This is a genomic window from Janthinobacterium sp. Mn2066 (assembly GCF_049319705.1).
In the GTDB taxonomy this organism is placed as follows: Bacteria; Pseudomonadota; Gammaproteobacteria; order Burkholderiales; family Burkholderiaceae_D; genus Janthinobacterium.
Genome location: NZ_JBMOUF010000006.1, coordinates 368,143 through 392,301, shown reverse-complemented (window position 1 = coordinate 392,301; position 24,159 = coordinate 368,143). Strand labels below are relative to the sequence as shown.

At 60.4% G+C, this 24,159-nt stretch carries 17 protein-coding genes and 1 riboswitch; of the genes, 14 read left to right on the top strand and 3 right to left on the bottom strand.

What is annotated here, in order from left to right:
* Positions 1-160 precede the first annotated feature (160 nt).
* Positions 161-1,327, top strand: coding sequence for a methionine adenosyltransferase (gene metK, locus ACL9RI_RS14290; protein WP_422727190.1), 1,167 nt, complete (start codon positions 161-163; stop codon positions 1,325-1,327).
* A gap of 133 nt (positions 1,328-1,460) precedes the next feature.
* Here metK and ACL9RI_RS14285 read toward each other — a convergent pair whose 3' ends face one another.
* Positions 1,461-1,733, bottom strand: a complete 273-nt coding sequence (locus ACL9RI_RS14285; protein ID WP_422727189.1) for a hypothetical protein — start codon at positions 1,731-1,733, stop codon at positions 1,461-1,463.
* Positions 1,734-1,901: 168 nt separating this feature from the next.
* Positions 1,902-1,970, top strand: a riboswitch (S-adenosyl-L-homocysteine riboswitch).
* Between the two features lie 25 nt (positions 1,971-1,995).
* Here ACL9RI_RS14285 and ahcY point away from each other — a divergent pair.
* The 3 genes from ahcY to metF all read left to right on the top strand — a co-directional run bounded on the left by ahcY (position 1,996) and on the right by metF (position 4,790).
* Positions 1,996-3,420: an adenosylhomocysteinase gene (ahcY, locus tag ACL9RI_RS14280; RefSeq protein WP_422727188.1), complete on the top strand. Its 1,425-nt coding sequence runs from the start codon at positions 1,996-1,998 to the stop codon at positions 3,418-3,420.
* A 196-nt stretch (positions 3,421-3,616) separates the two neighbouring features.
* Positions 3,617-3,973, top strand: coding sequence for a phage holin family protein (locus tag ACL9RI_RS14275; RefSeq protein ID WP_422727187.1), 357 nt, complete (start codon positions 3,617-3,619; stop codon positions 3,971-3,973).
* Positions 3,960-4,790 carry a methylenetetrahydrofolate reductase [NAD(P)H] gene (gene metF / locus ACL9RI_RS14270; protein WP_422727186.1) on the top strand — a complete coding sequence of 277 codons (831 nt, stop codon included), beginning with the start codon at positions 3,960-3,962 and terminating at the stop codon, positions 4,788-4,790. Before ACL9RI_RS14275 ends, metF begins: the two co-directional genes overlap by 14 nt.
* A 16-nt stretch (positions 4,791-4,806) precedes the next feature.
* Here the strand turns inward: metF and ACL9RI_RS14265 are convergent, their stop codons facing one another.
* A complete protein-coding gene (locus ACL9RI_RS14265) occupies positions 4,807-5,334 on the bottom strand; it encodes a 5-formyltetrahydrofolate cyclo-ligase (protein WP_422727185.1) in 528 nt (175 codons plus the stop codon).
* A 158-nt stretch (positions 5,335-5,492) separates the two neighbouring features.
* Between ACL9RI_RS14265 and ACL9RI_RS14260 the strand changes: the two genes are divergently transcribed.
* The 4 genes from ACL9RI_RS14260 to ACL9RI_RS14245 all read left to right on the top strand — a co-directional run bounded on the left by ACL9RI_RS14260 (position 5,493) and on the right by ACL9RI_RS14245 (position 10,089).
* Positions 5,493-7,442 (top strand): transglycosylase SLT domain-containing protein, encoded by a 1,950-nt coding sequence (locus ACL9RI_RS14260; RefSeq protein ID WP_422727184.1) that lies wholly within the window; start codon positions 5,493-5,495, stop codon positions 7,440-7,442.
* 12 nt (positions 7,443-7,454) lie between these two features.
* Positions 7,455-8,171, top strand: coding sequence for a glutathione S-transferase family protein (locus ACL9RI_RS14255; protein WP_422727183.1), 717 nt, complete (start codon positions 7,455-7,457; stop codon positions 8,169-8,171).
* A 12-nt stretch (positions 8,172-8,183) separates the two neighbouring features.
* Complete coding sequence (locus ACL9RI_RS14250; protein ID WP_422727245.1) at positions 8,184-9,290, top strand: multifunctional CCA tRNA nucleotidyl transferase/2'3'-cyclic phosphodiesterase/2'nucleotidase/phosphatase; 1,107 nt, start codon at positions 8,184-8,186, stop codon at positions 9,288-9,290.
* Positions 9,291-9,384: 94 nt separating this feature from the next.
* A complete protein-coding gene (locus ACL9RI_RS14245) occupies positions 9,385-10,089 on the top strand; it encodes a GNAT family N-acetyltransferase (RefSeq protein ID WP_422727182.1) in 705 nt (234 codons plus the stop codon).
* 2 nt (positions 10,090-10,091) lie between these two features.
* On the opposite strand, the gene ACL9RI_RS14240 is transcribed toward ACL9RI_RS14245, so the two are convergent.
* Positions 10,092-10,616 carry an Lrp/AsnC family transcriptional regulator gene (locus tag ACL9RI_RS14240; RefSeq protein WP_034783525.1) on the bottom strand — a complete coding sequence of 175 codons (525 nt, stop codon included), beginning with the start codon at positions 10,614-10,616 and terminating at the stop codon, positions 10,092-10,094.
* Positions 10,617-10,741: 125 nt separating this feature from the next.
* Between ACL9RI_RS14240 and hppD the strand changes: the two genes are divergently transcribed.
* From hppD to ACL9RI_RS14210, 6 genes are all read left to right on the top strand, one after another.
* On the top strand, positions 10,742-11,869 hold the full coding sequence (gene hppD / locus ACL9RI_RS14235; protein WP_422727181.1) for a 4-hydroxyphenylpyruvate dioxygenase: 1,128 nt from the start codon (positions 10,742-10,744) through the stop codon (positions 11,867-11,869).
* 229 nt (positions 11,870-12,098) lie between these two features.
* Positions 12,099-15,701, top strand: a complete 3,603-nt coding sequence (locus ACL9RI_RS14230) for an indolepyruvate ferredoxin oxidoreductase family protein (RefSeq protein ID WP_422727180.1) — start codon at positions 12,099-12,101, stop codon at positions 15,699-15,701.
* A 168-nt stretch (positions 15,702-15,869) separates the two neighbouring features.
* Positions 15,870-17,381 (top strand): S41 family peptidase, encoded by a 1,512-nt coding sequence (locus tag ACL9RI_RS14225; protein WP_422727179.1) that lies wholly within the window; start codon positions 15,870-15,872, stop codon positions 17,379-17,381.
* Positions 17,382-17,578: 197 nt separating this feature from the next.
* Entirely contained in the window at positions 17,579-20,278 is a 2,700-nt protein-coding gene (locus ACL9RI_RS14220) for a TonB-dependent receptor plug domain-containing protein (RefSeq protein WP_422727178.1), read from the top strand.
* Between the two features lie 133 nt (positions 20,279-20,411).
* Entirely contained in the window at positions 20,412-22,268 is a 1,857-nt protein-coding gene (locus tag ACL9RI_RS14215) for a hypothetical protein (protein WP_422727177.1), read from the top strand.
* Positions 22,269-22,356: 88 nt separating this feature from the next.
* Positions 22,357-24,120, top strand: a complete 1,764-nt coding sequence (locus ACL9RI_RS14210; RefSeq protein WP_422727176.1) for a M14 family metallopeptidase — start codon at positions 22,357-22,359, stop codon at positions 24,118-24,120.
* The last annotated feature ends 39 nt before the right edge of the window (positions 24,121-24,159 follow it).

Genomic DNA, 24,159 nt, shown 5'->3' with positions numbered 1-24,159 from the left:
GTTGCCGTGCCAAAATTTTTTAAGAAGCGTAAAATACCACGTATGCAGTACCGCCGAGTTAATAGACAACTTGCGAAGCGGAATATAAATATCGCTAAAGCGTCGCAGGCAAATCCTTTTTACTGCGACAGAACATTCATATCGTAATCAGGAGCTTGCAATGTCAAACGACTATCTCTTTACTTCCGAATCCGTTTCGGAAGGCCATCCCGACAAGGTTGCCGATCAAATTTCCGACGCCATCCTTGACGCCATCCTGACCCAGGACCCGACCGCCCGCGTGGCTGCCGAAACCCTGTGCAACACCGGTCTGGTGGTATTGGCTGGCGAGATTACTACCCACGCCAACGTGGATTATATTCAAGTTGCGCGCGAAACCATCAAACGCATCGGTTACGACAATACGGAATACGGCATTGACTATAAAGGTTGCGCCGTGCTGGTGGCTTATGACAAGCAATCGCCCGATATCGCGCAAGGCGTCGATGAAGGTGCTGGTATTGATCTGGATCAAGGCGCTGGTGACCAGGGCCTGATGTTTGGCTACGCCTGCGATGAAACGGCCGAGCTGATGCCTGCCGCCATCCACTACGCGCACCGCCTGGTCGAGCGCCAGTCGCAACTGCGCAAGGATGGCCGTCTGCCATGGCTGCGTCCGGACGCCAAATCGCAAGTGACCCTGCGCTACGTCGATGGCCGCCCGGTTGGCGTGCATACGGTGGTGCTGTCGACCCAGCATGCGCCGGAAATCTCGCACTCGCAAATTGAAGAAGCGGTGATCGAAGAAATCATCAAGCCTATCCTGCCGCGCGAATGGCTGAACGACACCAAATTCCTGGTCAACCCGACCGGCCGTTTCGTGATCGGTGGCCCGCAAGGCGATTGCGGCTTGACCGGCCGCAAGATCATCGTCGATACCTACGGTGGCGCAGCGCCGCACGGCGGCGGCGCGTTCTCGGGCAAGGACCCGTCGAAAGTCGACCGTTCGGCAGCGTACGCGGCCCGCTACGTGGCGAAAAACATCGTCGCCGCCGGTCTGGCGTGTCAATGCCAGGTGCAGGTCAGCTACGCCATCGGCGTGGCCAAGCCGATCAACATCACCGTCTACACGGAAGGCACGGGCGTGATTCCTGACGCGGAAATCGCCAAGCTGGTGCTGGCGCACTTTGACCTGCGTCCAAAAGGCATCGTGCAAATGCTGGACCTGCTGCGCCCGATCTACCAGAAGAGCGCCGCCTACGGCCATTTCGGCCGCGAAGAGCCGGAATTCACCTGGGAGCGCACCGACAAGGTCGCCCTGCTGCGTGACGCTGCCGGCCTGAAGTAACCCGACGGTTGCAAAAAAAGCGCCCCGGCTGTCAGGCCGTGGGCGCTTTTTTCGTTTTTGCTACGCCTGCTTTTTATATCTGTATAACAAAAAAGACAGGCGAACCTGTCTTTTTTGCTGTGGCGTCTAACGCTTACTTGGCGGCAGGAGCTGCTGCTGGTGCGGCTTCCGTTTTTGCTGCCTCGGTTTTGGCCTTGGCTTTTTTCGCAGCGTGATGCTTGGTTTTGGTCACTTTGGCTTCTGCCTTGGTGTCGGTAGCTGCCTTGGCTTCGGCTGCTGGCTTGACAGCCGCTTTCATGGCGACCGGAGCGGAAGCGGCAGGAGCCGATGCGGCTGGCGCTGGGGCTTGAGCGAATGCAGCGGAAGCGAACAGGCCGGCGATCAGGGTAGCGATAACTTTTTTCATGATGCAATCCTCAAGTGGTTGTTTGGTTGTTTGTGCTGGGATGATTCCCGTGTCACTGAGCAAAAAACGCGGTGGCGGACGGATGCGTTGACGACCATTACAAACGCTTACATTTGCTTGCCGATGCCGAATCGGTTGGCGAACAGAGTGCGCCAATGGTAAGATATCGGGTCCGAGGAGCGTTGCGACGAAGAAATTCGCCAGGCTCGGAATATCCTGCAACCGCGCTCACGTACCTTTTTCACACTGAAAGGAGGGCGTGATGAACGCCGTACTCAAATCGCAACACGACTACACCATCGCCGATATCACCTTGGCCGCCTGGGGCGACAAGGAAATCAAGATCGCTGAAACGGAAATGCCTGGCCTGATGGCCATCCGCGAAGAATTCGCCGCTGCGCAGCCATTGAAAGGCGCGCGCATCACCGGTTCCATCCACATGACCATCCAGACCGCCGTGCTGATCCAGACGCTGGAAGCACTGGGCGCGCAAGTGCGCTGGGCGTCGTGCAATATTTACTCCACGCAAGACCATGCTGCTGCCGCCATCGCTGCCGCCGGCACGCCGGTATTCGCCGTCAAGGGCGAAACCCTGGACGACTACTGGGAATACACGCACCGCATCTTTGAATGGCCGGATGCGGACGGCAAGGCGGTCTACTCGAACATGATCCTCGACGATGGCGGCGATGCAACCTTGCTGCTGCACCTGGGCGTGCGTGCCGAGACCGACCTGTCGGTGCTGGCCAACCCCTCGTCGGAAGAAGAAATCTGCCTGTTCAACTCGATCAAGAAACACTTGCTGGTCGATCCGACCTGGTACTCCAAGCGTCTGCCGGAAATCCTCGGCGTGACCGAAGAAACCACCACCGGCGTGCACCGTTTGTACCAGATGCATAAAGAAGGCAAGCTGGCCTTCCCGGCAATCAACGTGAACGATTCCGTCACGAAATCGAAGTTCGACAACCTGTACGGCTGCCGCGAGTCCCTGGTGGACGGCATCAAGCGCGCGACCGACGTCATGATCGCCGGTAAAGTGGCCGTGATCGCCGGTTACGGTGATGTCGGCAAGGGCTCGGCGCAAGCCATGCGCGCCCTGTCGGCGCAAGTGTGGGTGACGGAAGTCGATCCGATCTGCGCACTGCAGGCGGCGATGGAAGGCTATCGCGTGGTGACCATGGATTACGCCTGCGAACACGGCGACATCTTCGTGACCTGCACCGGCAACTACCATATCCTGACGCACGATCACCTGACGCGCATGAAAGACCAGGCCATCGTTTGTAACATTGGTCACTTTGACAATGAAATCGACGTCGCTTCGTTGAAACAATACGAGTGGGAAAACATCAAGCCGCAAGTCGACCACATCATCTTCCCGTCGGGCCGCCGCATCATCCTGCTGGCCGAAGGCCGCCTGGTCAACCTCGGTTGCGGTACCGGTCACCCATCGTACGTGATGAGCTCCTCGTTCGCCAACCAGACCATCGCCCAGATCGAACTGTACGCCAACACGGCCAACTACCCGGTCGGCGTGTACACTTTGCCTAAGCACCTCGATGAAAAAGTCGCTCGCCTGCAACTCAAAAAGTTGAATGCGCAGCTGACGGAACTGACCGAAGAGCAAGCCGCTTACATCGGCGTGCGCCAGGAAGGTCCATACAAGCCAGACCACTACCGTTATTAAGATGGTTGCCTCGGGAACCTACTGCGCGGTGCGGGGCGCGGCCGGCGATGCTCACTGTGCTATAGCACAGCTGCGCTTCTCGGCCACGCCGCGCATCCGCTCGCTACGGTTCGCGAGGCAACAAGGCTGATCGGTATGTCGCCCAAGGGCAGCTGTCACTGTGCTGCCTTCTATCATTTTTTGACAGGCTAAAGAAATGCGCTTGCTACTGACCTGGTTGATCAACGCGGCAGCCCTGTTTGCCGTTCCTTACCTGATGCATTCGGTGTCCATGAGCAGTGGCTGGACCGCGCTGCTGGCTGCCGCCTTGCTGGGCCTGGTCAACGCCCTGATACGTCCATTGTTGATCCTGCTGACCTTGCCGGTGACCGTGTTGTCGCTGGGCCTGTTCATCCTGATCGTCAATGGTTTCCTGTTCTGGCTGGTGGCGCAGGTCATCGATGGTTTCCATGTCACCAGTTTCTGGGCGGCCGTGGGCGGCGCTTTGTTGTACAGCGTCATTTCCTGGGCCTTGTCGACCTTACTTTTGAGTAAAACCGATGGCAGAGCATAACTTCAGTATTGAGTTTTTCCCGCCGAAAACCCCGGAAGGGACGGAAAAGCTGCGCGCCACGCGGGCAAAATTGTCCGAACTGCATCCGAAGTATTATTCGGTGACCTTTGGTGCGGGGGGTAGCACCCAGCAGGGCACGCTCGATACCGTGCGCGATATTTTGGCGGCCGGCGAAGAAGCCGCGCCCCATCTGTCGTGCGTGGGCGGCACGCGCGAGTCGATCCGCCAGGTATTGGCTGACTTCAAGGATGCCGGCGTGCAGCGTATCGTGGCCTTGCGCGGCGACTTGCCCAGTGGTTACGGCGGGGCGGGCGAGTTCCGTTACGCCAATGAGCTGGTGGAATTCATCCGCGCCGAGACGGGCGACCATTTCCATATCGAAGTGGCCGGCTATCCGGAAATGCATCCGCAAGCCCGTTCGCCGCAAGACGACTTGTTGGCGTTGCTCCGCAAGGTGCAAGCCGGCGCCGACTCCGTCATCACCCAGTACTTCTACAATGCCGATGCGTATTTCCAGTTTATCGAGCAAACGCAGAAGGTGGGCATCAACGTGCCTATCGTGGCCGGCATCATGCCGATCACGAATTACACGCAGTTGTTGCGCTTTTCAGAGATGTGCGGCGCGGAAATTCCACGCTGGGTGCGCCTGAAACTGGCCAGCTTCGGCGATGACAGCGCTTCCATCAAGGCTTTCGGCCTCGATGTGGTGACATCCTTGTGCGAACGCCTGCTCGAAGGTGGCGCGCCTGGCTTGCATTTCTATAGTCTGAACCAGGCAGCCGCCACCACGGCTCTCTGGCAGCGCCTGGTCAAATAATCCTGCGCTAGCTGCATTACAGGATATCGCCCTCGGTCATCATGTGATCGAGGGCGATGTCGTATGGGCCGCAGGCAAACTCGGCTGCCAGGCACGCATACGCGATGCCGACCGTGCGCGGACGCGGCGCTTGCGCCAGGGTACGGTCGTAGTAGCCGCCGCCATAACCCAGGCGGTAACGTTGCGGATTGAAACCCAGGCAAGGCACCAGCAGCGCGGCAGGCGCCGGGCGCAAGCGCAACTGGCCGGGCACGGCCACGCCCATGTCATCCTTGACCATGCTCTCGCCCGGCGTCCAGGCGGAAAACGCCAGCGGCGCATGTTTTTCCAGCACCACCGGCAACACCAAGGCTACGCCGCGCGCGGCCAGCTGCGCATAGGCAGCGTGCAGATCGGGCTCGCCATGCAGCGGCCAGTACACGCCCAGTTCCTTGATGTTTTCTTGCGCGCACCAGTCCAGCAGGCGCTCGGCGATGGCGGCATCCCACTGCGTGCGCGTGGCTTCCGGCAAGGCGCGCCGCGCGCTCAGCAGCTTCTTGCGCAAATGGGCTTTTTCCTCTGGTGCGATGGGTGGCCGTGTAGCCGGATCGCATGTTATTCTAGGGTCGCTGTTCATATCGCCATCACGTTAGAATTGAGAGTCGTACATTGATTTCGCCATTAAAATGGATTGCCGGTACGATGCTGTGTGCGGCGTCGGCCATGTCACCCCTGGCCGTCATGGCCCAGGTTGTTGCCAACCCAGCTCCTGCTGCCGCTCCAGCGCTTGCCGCCGATACGCGCAGCGATGACGATGCCTTCTTGCTGCTGCGCGACGCCGCGCGCAAGGACGACATCGAAAAGGCGGATTTTTATGCCGACCGCCTGACAAATTACCAGATTCCATCGTATGTCGACTATTATCGGCTGAAACCGCGCATCAAGCAGCTCACTGAAGCGCAGTTCCGCGATTATCTGAACCGCTACCAGGGCAGCGCCATCGCCGACCGTTTCCGCAACGACTGGCTGCTGGAACTGGGCCGCAAGCGCGACTGGGTCGTGTTTGACGAGCAATATCCGCAATTCGTGCTCGATGACGACACCCAGCTCAAATGCTATGCGCTGATGTCGAAAGTGGCCAAGGGCCAGAACGTGGCGGCCGATGCGCGCAAGCTGCTGCTGTCGCCGCCCGGTTATGGCGAAGCCTGCGGCAGCCTGATCGGCGCGCTGGCGCAAAGCGGCCAGTTCGACAGCAATGATTTATGGGCGCAGATTCGCCTGGCAGGCCAGACCAATGCCACCGGCCCGGCGCGCCGCATCGCGCTCTTGCTGGGCGCGTCGGACGCAAAAATGGCGCAGGCGATCGATTTGCCGGCGCTGGTGCTGGCCAAGGGACCGGGTCTGAGCCGCGCCGACCATGAGATGTACCTGGTGGCCGTGGGCCGCATGGCCAGGAGTACCCTGAAACTGGGCGTGGTGGCGCTGGAAAAAGCCAGCGCCAAACTGACGCCGCCAGAGCGCGCCATCGGCTGGGCCAGCCTGGCCCTGCAAGCGTCGTATGCGCTGGCGCCGGAAGCGTCCGATTACTGGCAAAAAGCAGCGGGTGCACCGTTGAGCTCGGAACAGATCCAGTGGAAGGCGCGCATTGCCTTGCGCGAAGGCAATTGGCCGCTGGTGAAGTCAACCATCCAGTCCATGCCGCAGGCCCTGCGCGACGACCCGACCTGGGTGTATTGGCTGGCGCGCTCGCTGCAGGCGGAAACGCCGGGCCGGCCGAACGCCCAGGCTGACGCGCTGTATCGCACGATTGCCGACCAGTCGAATTTCTACGGCCTGCTGTCCAACGAAGAACTGGGCAACCATTTGATCCTGCCGCCGCCGGGCAAACCGGTCAGCCCGGCAGAGATTGCCGCCATGGCCGCCAATCCCGGCTTGCAGCGGGCCTTGAAATTTTTCAATATGCGCTTGCGTTTCGAGGGCACGCGCGAGTGGAACTGGGAATTGCGCGGCATGACGGAGCGCCAGTATCTGGCGGCGGCCGAGTTTGCGCGCCAAAACAATATCCTCGACCGCATGGTCAATACCTCGGACCGCACGCGCCTGGAAATCGATTACACGCAGCGTTACCCGACTCCGCACGACGATGTGATGCATCCGGCCACGCAGTTACTGGGGCTCGATAAGGCCTGGGTGTATGGCTTGATCCGCCAGGAATCGCGTTTCATCATGGATGCGCAATCGCATGTGGGCGCTTCCGGCCTGATGCAGGTGATGCCATCGACGGCCCGCTACGTGGCCAAGAAGATCGGCCTGACCGATTTCGTGGTGGAAACCTTGAGCGATGTGCGCACCAACGTCATGCTGGGCACCAATTACCTGAACATGGTGCTGGGCGGCCTGGACGGTTCGCAAGTGCTGGCCAGCGCCGCCTACAACGCTGGACCGGGCCGGCTGCGCATCTGGCGCGCCACCATGACGGGGCCGCTGGAAGGCGCCGTCTTTGCCGAAACCATCCCGTATTCGGAAACCCGTGGCTACGTGAAAAACGTGATGTCCAACGCCACCTATTACGCCGCCCTGTTCGAGAAGAGCCCGCAATCGCTGAAATCGCGCCTGGGCACCGTGGGACCGAAAAATAGCGCCATTTCCGCCGACTTGCCGGCATCCAACTAAGATAGCTGATCCATGCAAACGACCATTCTCGACCCCAGCCTGACGCAAGCCCTGGCCGCTGCGCGCGAGCCAGGCCTGACCCTGATCATCGGCAACAAGAATTATTCATCCTGGTCGATGCGCCCGTGGGTGGCCATGACGGCGTTCGGTATCCCGTTCCAGGAAGTACGGGTCTTGCTCGACCAGCGCGACACGGTCAATAAAATTGCCGAATACTCTGCCTGCGGCCGGGTACCCGTGCTGCTGGCCGGTGAAATGACCATCTGGGACAGCCTGGCCATCTGCGAATACCTGGCCGAGCAGTTTCCCGATAAACATTTGTGGCCGCAAGACGTGGCCGCGCGCGCCATGGCGCGCAGCATGTGCGCCGAAATGCATTCGGGCTTTGCCGGTTTGCGGCGCGATATGTCGATGCATATCAAGGCCAGCTTGCCGGGCCGTGGCCGCACGGCTGCAGCGCAGGCCGACATCGGGCGCATCAGTGAAATATGGGAAGAGTGCCTGTCGCGCTTTGGCCACCACCAGTTCCTGTTTGGCGACTTTTCCATTGCCGACGCCTATTTTGCGCCCGTCGTCATGCGTTTTCATACCTATGGCGTGACCCTGGCGCCGGCCCTGAATGCGTATTGCGAGCGCGTGAAGGCGCACCCGGCCGTGGCCCGCTGGATAGCCGAAGCGCTGGCGGAGACGGAAACGGCGCCCAGGCACGACGCCGCCTTACCCGATTAAAGAAGACATATGATGAAGATTTACACGGTCGGTGGCGCGGTGCGCGACCAACTGCTGGGCTTGCCCATCAAGGACCGCGATTATGTAGTGGTGGGCGCCACGCCCGACGAGATGCTGCGCAAGGGGTTTCGTCCGGTCGGCAAGGATTTTCCTGTGTTCCTGCACCCGAAGACGCAGGAAGAATACGCGCTGGCCCGCACCGAGCGCAAGACGGCCCCCGGCTACCGGGGCTTTGTGTTCCATACGGCGCCCGATGTGACCCTGGAAGAAGACCTGGTGCGGCGCGACCTGACCATCAACGCCATCGCCCAGGCCGATGACGGCAGCCTGAGCGACCCGTTTGGCGGCGTGGCCGATATCGAGAACAAGGTATTTCGTCACGTGTCCGAGGCATTTGCAGAAGACCCCGTGCGCATCTTGCGCCTGGCCCGCTTTGCCGCCCGTTTTGATGGGTTTACTGTCGCGCCCGCCACGCTGGCCCTGATGCGCAGCATGGTCGACGCTGGCGAAGTCGACGCCCTGGTGGCCGAGCGCGTGTGGCAGGAAGTGGCGAAAGGATTGCTGGAAGCCCATCCCTCGCGCATGTTGAAGGTGCTGCAAGAGTGCGGCGCACTGGCCCGCATCCTGCCGGAACTGCCCATCGACGCCCGCTTGCTGCAAGTGATCGACGAGGCCGCCGTGCGTGGCCTTGAGTTGCCCGTGCGCTTAGCCGTGCTGATGCGGCAAGTGGACGTAAAACTGATCGATCAATTGAGTCTGCGCCTGCGCGTGCCCAATGACTGCCGCGAACTGGCCGTGATGGTGGCGCGCGAGGCGGACAAGGTTGCGCTTGCGCTGCAATCGTCGGCGGAAACCCTGGTCAGCCTGTTCGAGCGCTGCGACGGTTTTCGCAAGCCGCAGCGTTTTAGCCAGATGCTGCAGGCGCTGCAATGCGTGGCTGGTAATGATTTTCCGCAAGCTGCCTTGTTGCAGGATGGACTCGATGCGGCGCGTGCCGTCAATGCGGGTGCGCTGGCGCAGGGCTGTACCGATCCCAAAACCATCCCGGCCGTCATCCATGCGGCGCGCGTGCAGGCCGTCAAGACCCGCCTGGACCGGGCCGATGGCCCGTCAGCCTGAACTTCGGGAATACGCTACAATGGCCGGATGTTGCACTGCACAATAATGCTATTTAATAACATTCTGTGCCGCGACACCGCCCCCAGGAGTTGACGTGAGCTTACCCAAATTATTTCAAAACCCGTTCCGGCGCTGGCTCAGTAACACTGGCGCTGGCAGCGTGCGTCCGAGCGTGCTGGTCAAGCAGTTGCATGAGCGCGACCGGCGGCGCATGATGAAGCATTTCTTGTCTCTGGAGAAGAGTGACCGCTTACTGCGGTTTGGCAGCGCCTTGCCCGACGAACTCGTCGCCCAGTACGTACAGAAGATGAATTTCTCGCGCGACATGATTTTTGGCGTGTACAGCAGCAGCTTCAAACTGGTAGGCGTGGGCCATCTGGCGTTTGCGCCCAAGGAGCAGGCGCCATCCAGACAGGTGGTGACGACCAAGGAGCAAGTGGCGGAGTTTGGCGTGTCTGTCTCGAAATCCATGCGTGGCATGGGCGTGGGCTCGAAGCTGTTCCAGCGGGCGGCGATACACTGCCGTAACAACGATGTCGATACCCTGTATATGCATTGCTTGTCGAGCAACAAGACGATGATGCACATCGCCAAGAAAGCGGGCATGGAAATCCAGCGCGACTATGGCGAAGCCGATGCCTACCTTAAAGTATTGCCGCCGAATCCATCGAGCATGCTGCAGGAAGCCGTGCAGGAACAGTTCGCCATGTTCGACTACACCTTCAAGGCGAACGCGCGGGCCGCCTATAAACTGTTCGAGCGCTTGCCGGGCCGCAAGAAAGCGGCGCCGCCGCAATAAGATTACAGTAAGGGCAGGGCGGTCGTATCCTTGATGCGCTGCAAGGCAAAGCTCGATTTCACGTCCAGCACGGCCGGGTGGCGCAGCAAAGTCGCCATCATGAAGCGCGAAAAATGCTCCATGTCTTCCACGTGCACGCGCAGCAGATAATCCATTTCGCCCGTCATCGCATAGCAGGCCACCACTTCCGGCCATTGCGCGACAGCAACAGCGAAGTCGGCGCGGGGCGAGGTATTCGTCACCAGGTTGGGCGCCAGTACCCGCGCCGTGCTGTGGGCAGTAGCGTCGCTATGCTTTTCCAGCCGCACGTTGACATAGGCCAGCAAGCCCAGGCCGATCTTTTCCGGGTCCAGCAGGGCCACGTACTGGCGGATCACGCCGGCCTCTTCCAGGCGTTTTACCCGGCGCAAGCATGGCGATGGCGACAGGCTGACCTGCTCGGCCACGTCCTGGTTAGACAGGCGGCCGTCGGCCTGCAAGACAGAGAGGATCTTGCGGTCCGTTTTATCCAGCGTAATTTTGCTCATGCTTCCTCCGGTGGTTCGACTTTCACGCAATATTATTGCGCAAATCACGGTTCATCGGGAGATCTTTGGCATTTAATGCCCGAAGACCGCGCCTATACTGTGCGCTACTTCTTGGAGGAGACATCATGCAATTTCAGCCCTGGGATAACCCGATGGGTACCGATGGTTTCGAGTTTGTAGAATATGCAGCGCCAGACCCAAAAGCATTGGGCAAGCTGTTCGAAAACATGGGTTTTACCGCCATCGCCCGCCACCGCCACAAAGATGTCACCCTGTATCGTCAAGGCGACATCAATTTCATCATCAATGCCGAACAAGATTCGTTCGCGCAGCGTTTTGCCCGTCACCACGGCCCGTCCGTGTGCGCCATCGCCATCCGCGTCGATGACGCCGCCTTCGTGTACCGCCGCGCGCTGGAACTGGGCGCCTGGGGTTTCGACAATAAAACCGGGCCGATGGAGCTCAATATCCCGGCCATCAAGGGCGTGGGCGATTCGCTGCTGTACTTCGTCGACCGCTGGCGCGGCAAGGGTGCGGACAAGGAAGGCGCCGCAGCGCCCGGCGGCATCGGCGACATCAGCATCTATGACGTGGACTTCGTCGCGATTCCCGGCGCCGTGGCCAATCCGGTCGGCCATGGCCTGACCTATATCGACCACCTGACGCACAATGTGCACCGGGGCCGCATGAAGGAGTGGGCCAGCTTTTACGAAAGCCTGTTCAATTTCCGCGAAGTGCGCTATTTCGACATCGAAGGCAAGTTGACGGGCCTCAAATCGAAGGCCATGACTTCGCCCTGCGGCAAGATCCGCATCCCGATCAATGAATCGTCGGATGACAAGTCGCAGATCGCCGAGTACCTGGACGCTTACCACGGCGAAGGCATCCAGCATATCGCGCTGGGTACCGACAATATCTACGCGTCGGTGCAAGGCATGCGCGATACGGGCATCGATTTCCAGGACACCATCGAGACGTATTACGAACTGGTCAACCGCCGCCTGCCGAACCACGGCGAGCAGCTGGAAGAATTGCGCCGTCTGCGCATCCTGATCGATGGCCACAGCACGGAAAACGAGCGCGAACTGCTGCTGCAAATCTTCACGCAGACGGTCATCGGCCCGATCTTCTTCGAGATCATCCAGCGCAAGGGCGACCAGGGCTTCGGCGAAGGCAACTTCCGCGCGCTATTCGAATCGATCGAACTGGACCAGATCAAGCGTGGCGTGCTGCAAGATAAAACTGAAGCTTAAAACTGGGGTCAGACCCGGCGGGTCTGACCCCGGCTTTCGTTTGATGTAACAATAAGTAGTAAAAGAGCGCCCGCCGGGAGTGCAGTGCAGCAAAGAACTGTGCGCATTCCTGTGCTAGTCTATGACTATCAGTCATTTTTCCGCACCGGCCTGCCCACAAGGCAAGGCTGGTACGTGTGAGTTCAAGCGACTTGGCACGGCGTAGTACAGAGAATAATGGAGACACATAATGAACGCACCCCTGAAAGGCTCGGAACTAGAGCCAGGCACGCACGCAGCTGATATTTCACTGAACGACAAATACACGCTGGAGCGCGGCCGCGCCTTCATGACGGGTACCCAGGCGCTGATCCGCCTGCCCATGATGCAGCGCGAACGCGACTTGAAAGCGGGCTTGAACACGGCCGGCTACATCACCGGCTACCGTGGTTCGCCCGTGACGTCCGTCGACATGACGGCCGTGAAAGCGAAAAAATACCTGGACGAACACCACGTCAAATTCCACCCTGGCCTGAACGAAGACCTGGCCGCCACGGCCGTCTGGGGCACGCAGCAAACGAATCTGTTTGAAGACGCCAAATACGATGGCGTGTTCGGCATGTGGTACGGCAAGGGCCCGGGCGTGGACCGCTGCGGCGATGTGTTCAAGCACGCCAATAACGCCGGTTCCGCCAAGCATGGCGGCGTGCTGGTGCTGGCCGGCGACGACCATGCGGCCAAGTCTTCCTCGACGGCGCACCAGTCCGACCATATCCTGAATGCCTGCGGCATCCCCGTGCTGTACCCTTCGTCGGTACAGGAATACATCGATTACGGTCTGCACGCCTGGGCCATGAGCCGCTACACGGGCTTGTGGGTCTCGATGAAATGCGTGACCGACATCATCGAGTCGGGCGCCGCCGTCGATTTCGATCCGGACCGCGTGCAAATCACCTTGCCGACCGACTTCGAAATGCCGCAGGGTGGCTTGAATATCCGCTGGCCAGACACGGTGCTGGAGCAGGAAGTGCGGATGAACAGCTATAAATGGTATGCCGCGCTGGCCTATGCGCGCGCCAACAAGCTCAATAAAATCATCTGGGACAGCCCGAAAGCGCGCATCGGCATCATCACGGCCGGTAAATCGTACCTCGATACGCGCCAGGCGCTGGCCGACCTTGGCATCGATGAACAGACTGCGTCTGACATCGGCATCCGCCTGTACAAGATCGGCATGACCTGGCCGCTGGAAGCGGATGGCGTGCATGAATTCGCCAAGGGCCTGGACGAAATCCTGGTGGTCGAAGAAAAGCGGCAAATCCTCGAATACGCGCTGAAGGAAGAACTGTACAACCTGAAGGATGGCGAGCGTCCGCGCGTGGTCGGCAAGTTCGACGACACGGGCGAATGGAGCAACCAGAAGGGCACCGGTCACGGCGACTGGCTGCTGCCGGCCACCTATGAACTGAACCCGGCCATGATCGCCCGCGCCATTGCCAGCCGCATTTCGCGCTACTACGCCGGCCACCCGGTCGAGCAGCGCGTCAAGGAACGCATCGCTTACCTGGAAGCGAAGGAAAACGTGCTCAAGGCGATCAGCGTGAAACCCGATCCGCAAAAAGACCGCACGCCGTTCTTCTGCTCCGGCTGCCCGCACAACAGCTCGACCAAGGTGCCGGAAGGCTCGCGCGCGCTGGCCGGTATCGGCTGCCACTACATGGTGCTGTGGATGGACCGCGAAACCTCGACGTTTACCCACATGGGCGCCGAAGGCGTGACCTGGGTGGGGCAGGCGCCGTTCACGAATGAAAAACACGTGTTCACCAATCTCGGTGACGGCACGTATTTCCATTCGGGTATCCTGGCGATCCGCGCCGCGGTGTCGGCCAAGGTCAACATCACCTACAAGATCCTGTTCAACGATGCGGTGGCCATGACGGGCGGCCAGGAATTCGACGGTCCGCTGTCGCCAGCCATCATTTCGCGCCAGATCGCCGCCGAAGGCGTGAGCCCGATCATCGTCGTCACCGATGAACCTGAAAAATATCCGTCCGATTACGCCTGGGCGCCTGGCGTGACCGTGCGCCACCGTTCGGAACTGATGGACGTGCAGCGCGAACTGCGCGACATGCCCGGTGTGTCGGCCATGATCTACGACCAGACCTGTGCCTCGGAAAAACGCCGCCGCCGCAAACGCAATGAATACCCGGACCCGGCCAAGCGCGCCGTGATCAACGAAGCCGTCTGCGAAGGCTGCGGCGACTGTTCCGTGCAATCGAACTGCCTGTCGGTAGAACCGCTGGAAACGGACCTGGGCCGCAAGCGCCAGATCAACCAGTCGTCCTGCAACAAGGATTTTTCGTGCACCACGGGTTTCTGCCCAAGCTTCGTGACGGTGGAAGGCGGCGGCCTGAAAAAGCCGAAGAAAGCAGCTGCCGCCGATAAAGGCGGACCTGCCGTGCCGGCCTTGCCGACGCCGCAGATTCCATCGACTGCGGAACCGTTCGGCATCCTGGTGACGGGTATCGGCGGCACCGGCGTGGTGACGGTCGGCCAGATCCTGGCGATGGCGGCGCACGTGGAAGGCAAGGGCTGTTCCGTGCTGGACATGAGCGGCCTGGCGCAAAAAGGCGGTCCCGTGATGTCGCACGTACGCCTGGCGGATCGCCAGGAAGACATCCACTCGACCCGCGTCGGCACCGGCGCGGCCGATCTGGTGATCGGCTGCGACCTGATCGTCACGGCCAGCCGCGACGCGCTGTCGCGCATGGGCGAGGGCCGCAGCTGGGCCATGATCAACTCGACCAGTTCGTCGACGGCGGCCTTCGTGAAAAACCCGGACTGGCAATTCCCCGGCGCCGGTGCGCGCCTGGAAATTGAAAAGGCCTGTGGCAGCGACCATGTGGACTTCATCGACGCGGGCCAGATCGCCACGGCGCTGATGGGCGATTCGATCGCCACCAATATGTTCATGCTCGGCTACGCCTGGCAAAAGGGCAAAGTGCCTTTGAGCGAAGCGTCCATCATGAAAGCGATCGACTTGAACAACGTCTCGGTGGCGTTCAACAAGGCCGCCTTCAACTGGGGCCGCGCCGGCGCGCATGACGCGGCCAGCCTGGTGCGCATGACGACGCCAGCCAAGGTGGTCGAGTTCAAGCGCATTGAAACGCTGGATGACATCATCGAGAAACGCGTCGAGTTGCTGACGGCTTACCAGGACCGCGCCTATGCGCAGCAGTACCTGGATTTCGTCGGCCAGGTGCGTGCGGCCGAAAGCGCCCTGAATGGCCCGCATCTGCGCCTGACGGAAGCCGTGGCCCGCTACTTCTACAAGCTGATGGCGTACAAGGACGAGTATGAAGTGGCGCGCCTGTACACGGATGGGGCGTTCAAGGCGAAGATCGACGCCATGTTCGAAGGCGACGTGAAGCTGAAATTCCACCTGGCGCCGCCGCTGTTCGCCAAGACGGATGCCCAGGGCCACCTGGTCAAGAAGGAGTTCGGCCCGTGGATGATGAAGGCCTTCGGTGTGCTGGCCAGGTTCAAGGGCTTGCGTGGCGGTGCGCTCGACGTGTTCGGCTACACGGCCGAGCGCAAGATGGAGCGCGCGCTGATCGCCGAATACCGCCAGACGGTAGGCGCGCTGCTGCCGAAGCTGACGACAGCCAAGCTGGCGCAAGCCGTGGCGATTGCCAGCATCCCGGAAGATATCCGCGGTTACGGCCACGTGAAAGAGCGCCATTTGACGGCGGCCAAGGAGAAGGAAGCCAGTTTGATCATCGCTTTCAATGCTCCGCCCGCCGTGCCATCGACGGTCGTGCCTGCGCCTGCCGTGGCAGCGCCCGTGGCTTGATCCGGCTATCAAGTTGACAGTTCAAGATGGCGCCTGCGGGCGCCATTTTTACGCCTGGACAGCATGGCGCCTGCCATTTCACTCTCTTGCCCTTTGAAGTATTAAATTTACTAACATATTATTCCCAACCCCACTATAATTATTGTTTCTCCGTGGAAAGGTGTTGGGATGAAAGTGTTGCAATGTTTGAGTCTGGCTAGCTTGTTGGCGCTGGCCGCCTGCGGTGGTGGCGGTAGTTCCGCACCCGCGACCAATACCGCCGGTAATGGCAGCGGTACCGGGACCGGTAATGGTGGTAATGGCGGCGCGACTGTCTTTGCGCCTTCCGCCACCCTGGCCAACCGTTGCGAAAAACCGCGTGCCGGTAACAGCAGCGACAAGCCTGGCACCTTGCGCAACGAGCAGGACTGGGTACGCAGCTGGATCGATGAAGCTTATCTCTGGTACAACGAAGTACCGAATACCTATCTGGCGCAAAACTACAGCACGGCCCCAGCCTATTTCGACGTGCTGAAAACGTATGCCACCACGCCTTCCGGCAAGCCGAAAGACCAGTTCCACTTTACTTACTCGACGGCCGAGTGGGAAGCATCGCAGAGCGGCGTCGAATTCGGTTATGGTTTCCTGATGGCCAACAACAGCCTGCGTCCGCCACGCAATGCGGTGATTGCCATGGTCGAGCCTGGTTCTCCTGCGGCGTTGGCCGGTCTGCAGCGCGGCGATGTGCTGCAGCGCGTCGATGGAGTCGATTTCGTCTATGCGGGCGACTCGGCCAGCGTGGATGTATTGAACGCGGGCATATTCCCCGACAAGAAAGTCAGCCACACCCTGGTCTTCAGCCGTAACGGCACCCAGGTCATCGCCACCATGACCGCCGGCGACATCAATACCACGGCCGTGCAAAACGCAAAAGTCATCAATACGCCGACCGGCAAGGTGGGTTATCTGACCTTCAACACGCATAACTATGTCTCCGAGCGGCAGTTGATCGAGACGATGCAATCGTTCCAGACGGCCGGCGTCAGCGACCTGGTGCTCGACGTGCGCTATAACGGTGGCGGCTTGCTCGATGTGGCCAGCGAAATGGCGTACATGATTGCCGGTCCGCAGCAAACGTCGGGCAAGACGTTTGAACAGATCGTGTATAACGACAAGACGAAACCGGAAGCGCCCGTGCCTTTCCACGCGCGCAGCATCGGCTTTGCCGCACCGAATCCCGTGCAGAAAAACCTGGCCTTGCCTTATCTGGGCTTGAAAAAGGTCACCGTACTGACCACGGCCAATACCTGCTCGGCCAGCGAGGCGATCATCAACGGCTTGCGTGGCGTGGATGTGGAAGTGAACCTGATCGGCGGCACGACCTGCGGCAAACCGTATGGCTTCTATCCACAGCCCAATTGCGGCACCACCTATTTCGCCGTCAACTTCAAGGGTGTCAATGCCAAGGGCTTTGGCGACTTTGCCGACGGCATGGCGCCGACCTGCGCTGCCAGCGATGATTACCAGCACGCATTGGGTGATCCCGCTGAAGGCATGCTGGCGCTGGCGTTGCAATACCGCAACAACAAGAGCTGCAGTTTGCCTACAGGCAAGGCACAGTTGCTGAGCCAGTCGGTCGACTCGGGCGCCACGGCCATGCGTTTGCTGCGTCCGCAATATCGCGAGATTTCGGTGCGCTAAGGCGGAAAACACCGCCGTGTGGCGAGCTGGCGCCGGGAGCAATCCCGGCGCCTTTTTTTTATGTCAATTATCAACTTATACATTAAAAAAATTTCGATATAACAATAACGATATAAGCAAGAATGAAAGCATTCGTTCTGGACTGACTATCACTTTGATACCTTTCGCCTCTTCTGCCACATTGAGAAGTGCAAAAGATGTCAACAGCATACAAATTAAAACCACTGAGCATGATGATCCTGGCCGCCCTCAGCGGCGCCGCGTGGCAGGTCCACGCGCAGTCGTCTAGCGCCGACAATGCTTCCGCAGCCGCGCCTCAGGCCGTGGTCGTGACCGGTTCGCGCATCCCGCGCGCCGGCCTGGAAGGGCCGTCCGCCGTGACCGTGATCACGGGCGACGAGATTACCCGCCAAGGGTATAGCAATGTGTTTGATGCGCTCAATAACCAGACGCAAAACAGCGGCGTGACGCAGGGCGCCGATTACGGCAATACCTTTACGCCATCGGCCAACGCCATCAGCTTGCGCGGCCTGGGCCCTAACCACACGCTGATCCTGCTGAACGGCCGCCGCATGGCCGATTTCCCGGTCGCGTATGACGGCGCGGTCAATTTCACCAACCTGGCCAATATTCCATCGAGCATCGTCGACCGGGTTGAAATCCTGACCGGTGGCGCCTCGGCCATTTATGGTTCCGACGCGATTGCCGGCGTGGTCAACGTAATCCTCAAGAAACAGGCCGACGGCGTGACCATCAACGTCAAGGCGGGCGACACCACCCGCGGTGGCGGTGGCAACCAGCGCGTGCAACTGACGGGCGGCGGCACTTACGACAAGCTGACTACCCTGTTCAGCGCCGAATTGAGCCAGCGCGATGCGATCTGGAGCCGCGACCGCGATTTCATGTCCAGCCGCACTGGTACACCAACGGTGATCGCGGGCCGCAAAGACCTCACTACCGGTAAATATATCGACCTGGGCGATACCTGCAACAACTTTGGCGACCTGTTCGAGCATAGCGTGACCAAGTACACGGGCGGTAGCGGCAGTTATTGCGCCAGCCAGAAAGCCCGTCCTACCTTTTGGACCACCCAGACCAAGAATGAAAGCCAGAATGTCTTCGGCAGCCTGAATTACGAGCTGACGCCGGAACAGACCCTGTTCGCCGACTTTTTGATCGGCAATAACGCCACCGCCAACAATACCCGTGGCCCATCGTGGACTTCTTCCACGTTCAATAACAGCTATTTCCTGAACCAGAATACGGGTCACTACGAGAGCTGGACCCGTTTCATTTCGCCGGAAGAGATCGGCGGCGTTGGCCGTTACAACCGTAAATGGAACGATTTCTCCACCTCCATTTCCCTGGGCGCCAAGGGCCGCATTCCCGGCACGACCTGGAGTTACGAAGCGGGTTACAGCGCCTCGCTGTACCAGAGCGACAGCCATACCCAGCGTCCGCTGGCCAATATCGATTCCTTCTTCCTGGGACCGAAACTGGGCGTCGAGTCCGACGGTACGCCTATCTATGCACCGGACCCATCGCGTTTGTCGCGCCGTTTGACGCCGGAAGACTTCAACAGCATCACCGGCACCGTCAACGGCAAGGATAAATCCTGGACCAATACCCTGAGCCTGGCCACCAATGGCGATTTGTTCGAATTGCCAGGCGGTACCGCCAAGGTGGCGACCATCGCCGAATGGGGCAAGCAGGGTTTCAGCAATAACCCGGACGACCGCATCAACCAGGGTTATTTCAACCTGGCGCCGACGGCCCAGACGACGGCCGGTACGCGCGACCGTTATGCCTTGGGTGCAGAATTTAACTTGCCGCTGACCCAGATGCTGACGGGTACCCTGGCGGGCCGTTATGACCGCTACAGTTTTGCCGGCCGCAGCGATGGCAAATTCACCTATAGCGGCGGGCTGGAACTGCGCCCGACCAAAACGCTGCTGGTGCGTGGCAACTACTCCACCAGCTTCCGCGCGCCCGACATGAACTATATTTACCAGTCGCGCGGCACCGGTTATTTCCCAAGCACCACCGATTACTACCGCTGCGGGAAAGCCGGCGAGGACGTCTCCAATTGCGAGTACGCCAATGTATCGCCGGGCGCTGATTATGTGCAGACCGGCAGCAAGGACTTGAAATCGGAAAAAGGCAAATCCTTCGGCCTGGGCGTGGTATGGTCGCCGAGCAGCAATTTTGACGTATCGGTCGATTACTGGAACATCAAGATCGACGACATGGTCGTCAACCTGAGCGATGACCAGATCTTGCGCGATGAAGCCAGCTGCCGCCTCGGCAAACTCGACATCAGCTCGCCGACTTGCGTCGACGCACTGAGCCGCGTCGAACGTTTTGCGTCCAATGCCGTGAACCGTCCTGGTGAAATCAAGACCATTTATGTGATGCCGATCAATGCGGCGATGGAGCGTAGCAGTGGTATCGACCTGAGCGGCAAGTATCAGATCCGCACCGCTGATTACGGCAACTTCTCGCTGAGCGCGAATTACTCCAAGGTCTTGAGCAAGAAATCGAAGCAATTCGAGGCTGACACGGAAAAGAACGACCTGACCTCGCTGGACAATACCGACTGGCCGGACAAGCTGATCGCCAGCCTGAACTGGAGCCGTGGCGACTGGTCCAATACCTTGACCGTGACGCGTTACGGCAAGGTGCCTAACGCTGCCCAGACCGCGTACCTGACACCGACCGGCATCGCCAACTTCAGCACGGTCTACAAGTTGTCACAGCAAACGACGGTCTCGTTCATCGTCAACAATGTGCTCGACACGATCAAGCGCGACACCAGCGATGGCTGGCCTAACTATCCAATCGGCAACTACAGCCCGCTGGGCCGCCAGATCTGGCTGGAACTGAACCACCGCTTCTGACGCCAGTGTGATGTCATGGCATGGACCATAAAGCCATGCCAGCCATCCTGAAAAGCGCCCCGGCCAGCCAGGCCCGGGCGCTTTTGAAAACATCAATTACTGGGTCGCGAATATCGACCAGTGGACCGCGCACGTGTGCGGCCATCTGTCTGCGCTGCGCATGGTGGCGCTGGAACGGCTGCTGGCAGTCGAAGCCTTGCTGGCGCTGCATGCCGGCACGCCGGAGCCGACCGAGCCGACCGAGCCAATGCCGGCGGCGCTGGCGCCATCGTCCGTCGCGAGCGATTATGTGCGCTTTCCGTATGGCGCCGAACGTCCTTTGCAGTTGCGGCCGGGCTGGTGGGCCCGTTTTCAGCGCGCCGATGGTTTCTTGCCTGGCGCCGCGCGGCTGGCCCTGGCCGGTGGCATCGTGCTGGCAGTGCTGTGCGTCGGTAGCCTGAGCGGTGAGAGCCGGCTGGCGATCTACAATGGCCTGGGTTTGCCGGTCGAGGTCAAGCTCGATGGCGCTACCTTTACGTTGCAGCCTTACAGTTCGCTGGTACGCGATGTCGCACCGCAGCGCCGTCACCATATCGTCAGCCGTAACGAACAGGGACAATTGCTGGAAGAATTCGACACCGAAGAGGTGGGTAGCTTTTCAGGCGCTGTCTACAATGTGGGCGGCGCGGCGGTGCTGGTCGAGTCGACCGCCAGCTATGGCAGCGCGGCCCAGGTGCCGCCACGGATACTGGGTGCGCCGCGCTGGTCATCGACCAATGCCGATATCCTGTTCAGCCGGCCGCCCGACAAAGTCTCCGGCAATAGCAGCAATACCCGCAGCGTGCTCGCTGGTCTGGGCGAGCTGGAACCGGAACAGCAACTGGCTTTGCTCACTGATGCTGCTGAACGCACGCGCGTCATCGGCTGGCATGCGCGCTGGGACGATACGCTGCAGCCGCATACCGCCGACTGGCTGGAACTGGCCGCCAGGGATACAGCGCATGCAGGCATACTGGCGCAGCGGCTGAAGGCAAGCCCACGCGATGTGGTCTTGCTGCGTATTCAACAGGATCTGGCCGGCCCCGAACGCAGCGCTGCCGTGTGCGCGCCATACCAGGCCAGCGCGGCGCGCGAACCGGATAACGGCGACTTGCAATACATCGCCTTGCGCTGTTCGCAAGCCAGCCCGGAGCTGTCGCGCCAATTCCTCGCGGCAAGCCGTACCTGGCCGGATAATCCATGGCTGGCTTATGTTGCAGCCTATACCCGGCTCGATAGCGGTGATTTGGTGGCGGCGATTCCAGAGCTGCAACTGGTGGTGAAAAAACTGCCGCCCAAGGCAGAAGAGGCTGCAGTGTTGCTGGCACGCCTGCAGCGCTATACTGGTCAAAGCATCGATCTGGCTGCCTTGAGGGAGGTTTCACCGCGCCTGAACACTATGTTGATGCTGGAACGCAGTCCGGAAGACGCGAAAATGATGCGCTTGACGGGCATGGATGCAGGGGAAGCCTGGCAGGCCGATAGCGAGTCGCCGTTGCCAGGCTACAGCCTGATGGCGCGTGGTGATCTGGACGCTGCCGACAAGCGGACCCTGGGCCACGATTGGCAGTCGGCGCATTTGTTGCGCATGCTGGCAGGGTCGGATGGCGCCAGCAGCGATGTCATACGCCGCGCGCTGGCATTGCCGCAAGATCAGGGCAGCGATCCGGGGACGCATTTGGTCAGCCTGGCGCTGGCCATGAAAACAGGTGCCGATACGGCGCCCTATATGGACACGGGCAAAGTCATGCTAGGCATTTATCAGCCGAAGGTCATGGCGTTTCTGGAGCAGCTGCGGCGTGGCGCCAATCCGGCCACTGCCGAAGCCAGCCTGTCTGCCGTACCGCTGGCCGTGCGCATGTATGTGTATAGCGCCGGCATCATCCTGTTGGGCGACAAGGCGCCGCCGGCATGGCGTATTGCCAGCCGGCGTATGTTGTTTGCCTCGGAGCGGCCTTATTTTCATAGTTGAGTAAATAGACCGCAGCATGCCGCCTGGCGTGGCAAAGCGGTCTATAATTTCCGGCTACCTTGTTTGCCATCGATCTGGAGTTCCGCCCATGTTACGTTCCGCCCTGTTACTGGCCATGCTGGCCGTTCCGCTGGCCCATGCCGCACCCGATACGCTGACCACCATTTCCGAACGTTCCGGGTTCCTGAAAACCGGGCGTTACGATGAAGTGGTCAAGCTGTGCAGCGCCTTCCAGCAAGCGTATCCGAAGCAGGTACGCTGCTTTGAATTTGGCCGCACGCCGGAAAACCGTCCCATGCTGGCGCTGGCCGTCAGCAACACGGGCGCCCTGACAGCTGCCGAGGCGACGCGCCGCAAGCTGCCGGTGCTGCTGGTGCAGGGCGGTATCCATTCCGGCGAAATCGATGGCAAGGATGCCGGTTTCCTGGCGCTGCGCGAAGTACTGGAAGGGAAAGTGGCGCCCGGTGCGCTCGACAAGCAGGTATTGCTGTTCGTGCCCGTGTTTAATATCGATGGCCATGAGCGCTTCGGCCAGTGGAATCGCCCGAACCAGCGCGGGCCGGTGGAAATGGGCTGGCGCAGCACGGCGCAAAATTTCAATCTGAACCGTGACTACATGAAGGCCGACGCGCCCGAGATGCAGCATATGCTGGCGCTCGTCAATCAATGGGACCCGCTGGCCTATGTCGACTTGCATGTGACCGATGGCGCGCAGTTCGAACCCGATATCTCGATCCAGGTCGAACCCGTGCATGCGGGCGACGCCGACTTGCGCGTGGCCGGCACGGCCTTGCGCGACAATGTGCTGGCCGACCTGGCGAAACAGGGTTCGGACCCGAAACCGTTTTATATGTCGTTTGCCGAAGAAGACAATCCGCAATCGGGCTTTGTCGATTCGACCCCGAATCCGCGCTTTTCGCATGGCTACTTCTTGCTGCGCAACCGCTTCGGCATGCTGGTGGAAACCCACTCGTGGAAGGATTATCCGACCCGCGTGCGCATCACCCGCAACACCATCGTTTCGCTGCTGTCGCAAATGGCCCAGCATGGCGCGCAGTGGCGCAGCATCGCGCAGCAAGCCGACGCCCGCTCGGCTGCACTGGCCGGCGCCACGGTTCCCCTCAGCTACACCACCACTGAAAAAAGCCACCAGATCACGTTTCGCGGTTATGCCTACACGCGCACCCTGTCCGAGGTGTCGGGCGCCCTGATGACGCGCTACGATGAAAAGACGCCGCAGCTGTGGACGGTGCCGCTGCGCGACGAGATCGTGCCCAAGCTGCAGGCCGAGGCGCCCAAGGCTGGCTACCTGGTGCCCGCTGCACAAGCGCAGATGGTGGCGGAAAAACTGCGCCAGCATGGCGTGGCGTATCACGTGCTGAAAACGGGCTTCGGCAAGCAGCCGGTGCAAACCTTCCGCGCCACGCAGGTGAAATTCGGCGCGCAGTCGTTCGAGAGCCGCCAGACGGCCAGCGTCGAGGGCGAATGGCAACAAGAAGCGCGCGAGATCGGCGCAGGCGCCTTGTATGTGCCCATCGCCCAGCCGAAGGCGCGCCTGGTGATGGCGCTGCTCGAGCCCCGTGCACCCGATTCGCTGCTGGCCTGGGGCAGTTTCAATACGGCCTTCGAGCGCAAGGAATACATGGAAGATTACGTCGCCGAAGACGTGGCGCGTGCGCAGATGGCGGCCGATCCCGCACTGGCGGCCACCTTCCAGGCCAAGCTGGCCAGCGACCCGGCCTTCGCCGCCAATCCGCGCGCCCGCCTGGAATTCTTCGCCCGCCGCCACAGTTCCTGGGACGAGCGCCTGAACCTGTATCCGGTGCTGCGCACGGACGTGGCGCCACTCTAGCGTGATAGAGGGCGCGGTGCTTTCTATTGCCGCGCTCGC

Excerpts from the sequence above, each read along its gene's own strand:
- metK (WP_422727190.1), top strand. The coding sequence starts at position 161 with ATGTCAAACGACTATCTCTTTACTTCCGAATCCGTTTCGGAAGGCCAT.
- ACL9RI_RS14285 (WP_422727189.1), bottom strand. The coding sequence starts at position 1,733 with ATGAAAAAAGTTATCGCTACCCTGATCGCCGGCCTGTTCGCTTCCGCT.
- ahcY (WP_422727188.1), top strand. The coding sequence starts at position 1,996 with ATGAACGCCGTACTCAAATCGCAACACGACTACACCATCGCCGATATC.
- ACL9RI_RS14275 (WP_422727187.1), top strand. The coding sequence starts at position 3,617 with ATGCGCTTGCTACTGACCTGGTTGATCAACGCGGCAGCCCTGTTTGCC.
- metF (WP_422727186.1), top strand. The coding sequence starts at position 3,960 with ATGGCAGAGCATAACTTCAGTATTGAGTTTTTCCCGCCGAAAACCCCG.
- ACL9RI_RS14260 (WP_422727184.1), top strand. The coding sequence starts at position 5,493 with ATGTCACCCCTGGCCGTCATGGCCCAGGTTGTTGCCAACCCAGCTCCT.
- ACL9RI_RS14255 (WP_422727183.1), top strand. The coding sequence starts at position 7,455 with ATGCAAACGACCATTCTCGACCCCAGCCTGACGCAAGCCCTGGCCGCT.
- ACL9RI_RS14250 (WP_422727245.1), top strand. The coding sequence starts at position 8,184 with ATGAAGATTTACACGGTCGGTGGCGCGGTGCGCGACCAACTGCTGGGC.
- ACL9RI_RS14240 (WP_034783525.1), bottom strand. The coding sequence starts at position 10,616 with ATGAGCAAAATTACGCTGGATAAAACGGACCGCAAGATCCTCTCTGTC.
- hppD (WP_422727181.1), top strand. The coding sequence starts at position 10,742 with ATGCAATTTCAGCCCTGGGATAACCCGATGGGTACCGATGGTTTCGAG.
- ACL9RI_RS14230 (WP_422727180.1), top strand. The coding sequence starts at position 12,099 with ATGAACGCACCCCTGAAAGGCTCGGAACTAGAGCCAGGCACGCACGCA.
- ACL9RI_RS14225 (WP_422727179.1), top strand. The coding sequence starts at position 15,870 with ATGAAAGTGTTGCAATGTTTGAGTCTGGCTAGCTTGTTGGCGCTGGCC.
- ACL9RI_RS14220 (WP_422727178.1), top strand. The coding sequence starts at position 17,579 with ATGTCAACAGCATACAAATTAAAACCACTGAGCATGATGATCCTGGCC.
- ACL9RI_RS14210 (WP_422727176.1), top strand. The coding sequence starts at position 22,357 with ATGTTACGTTCCGCCCTGTTACTGGCCATGCTGGCCGTTCCGCTGGCC.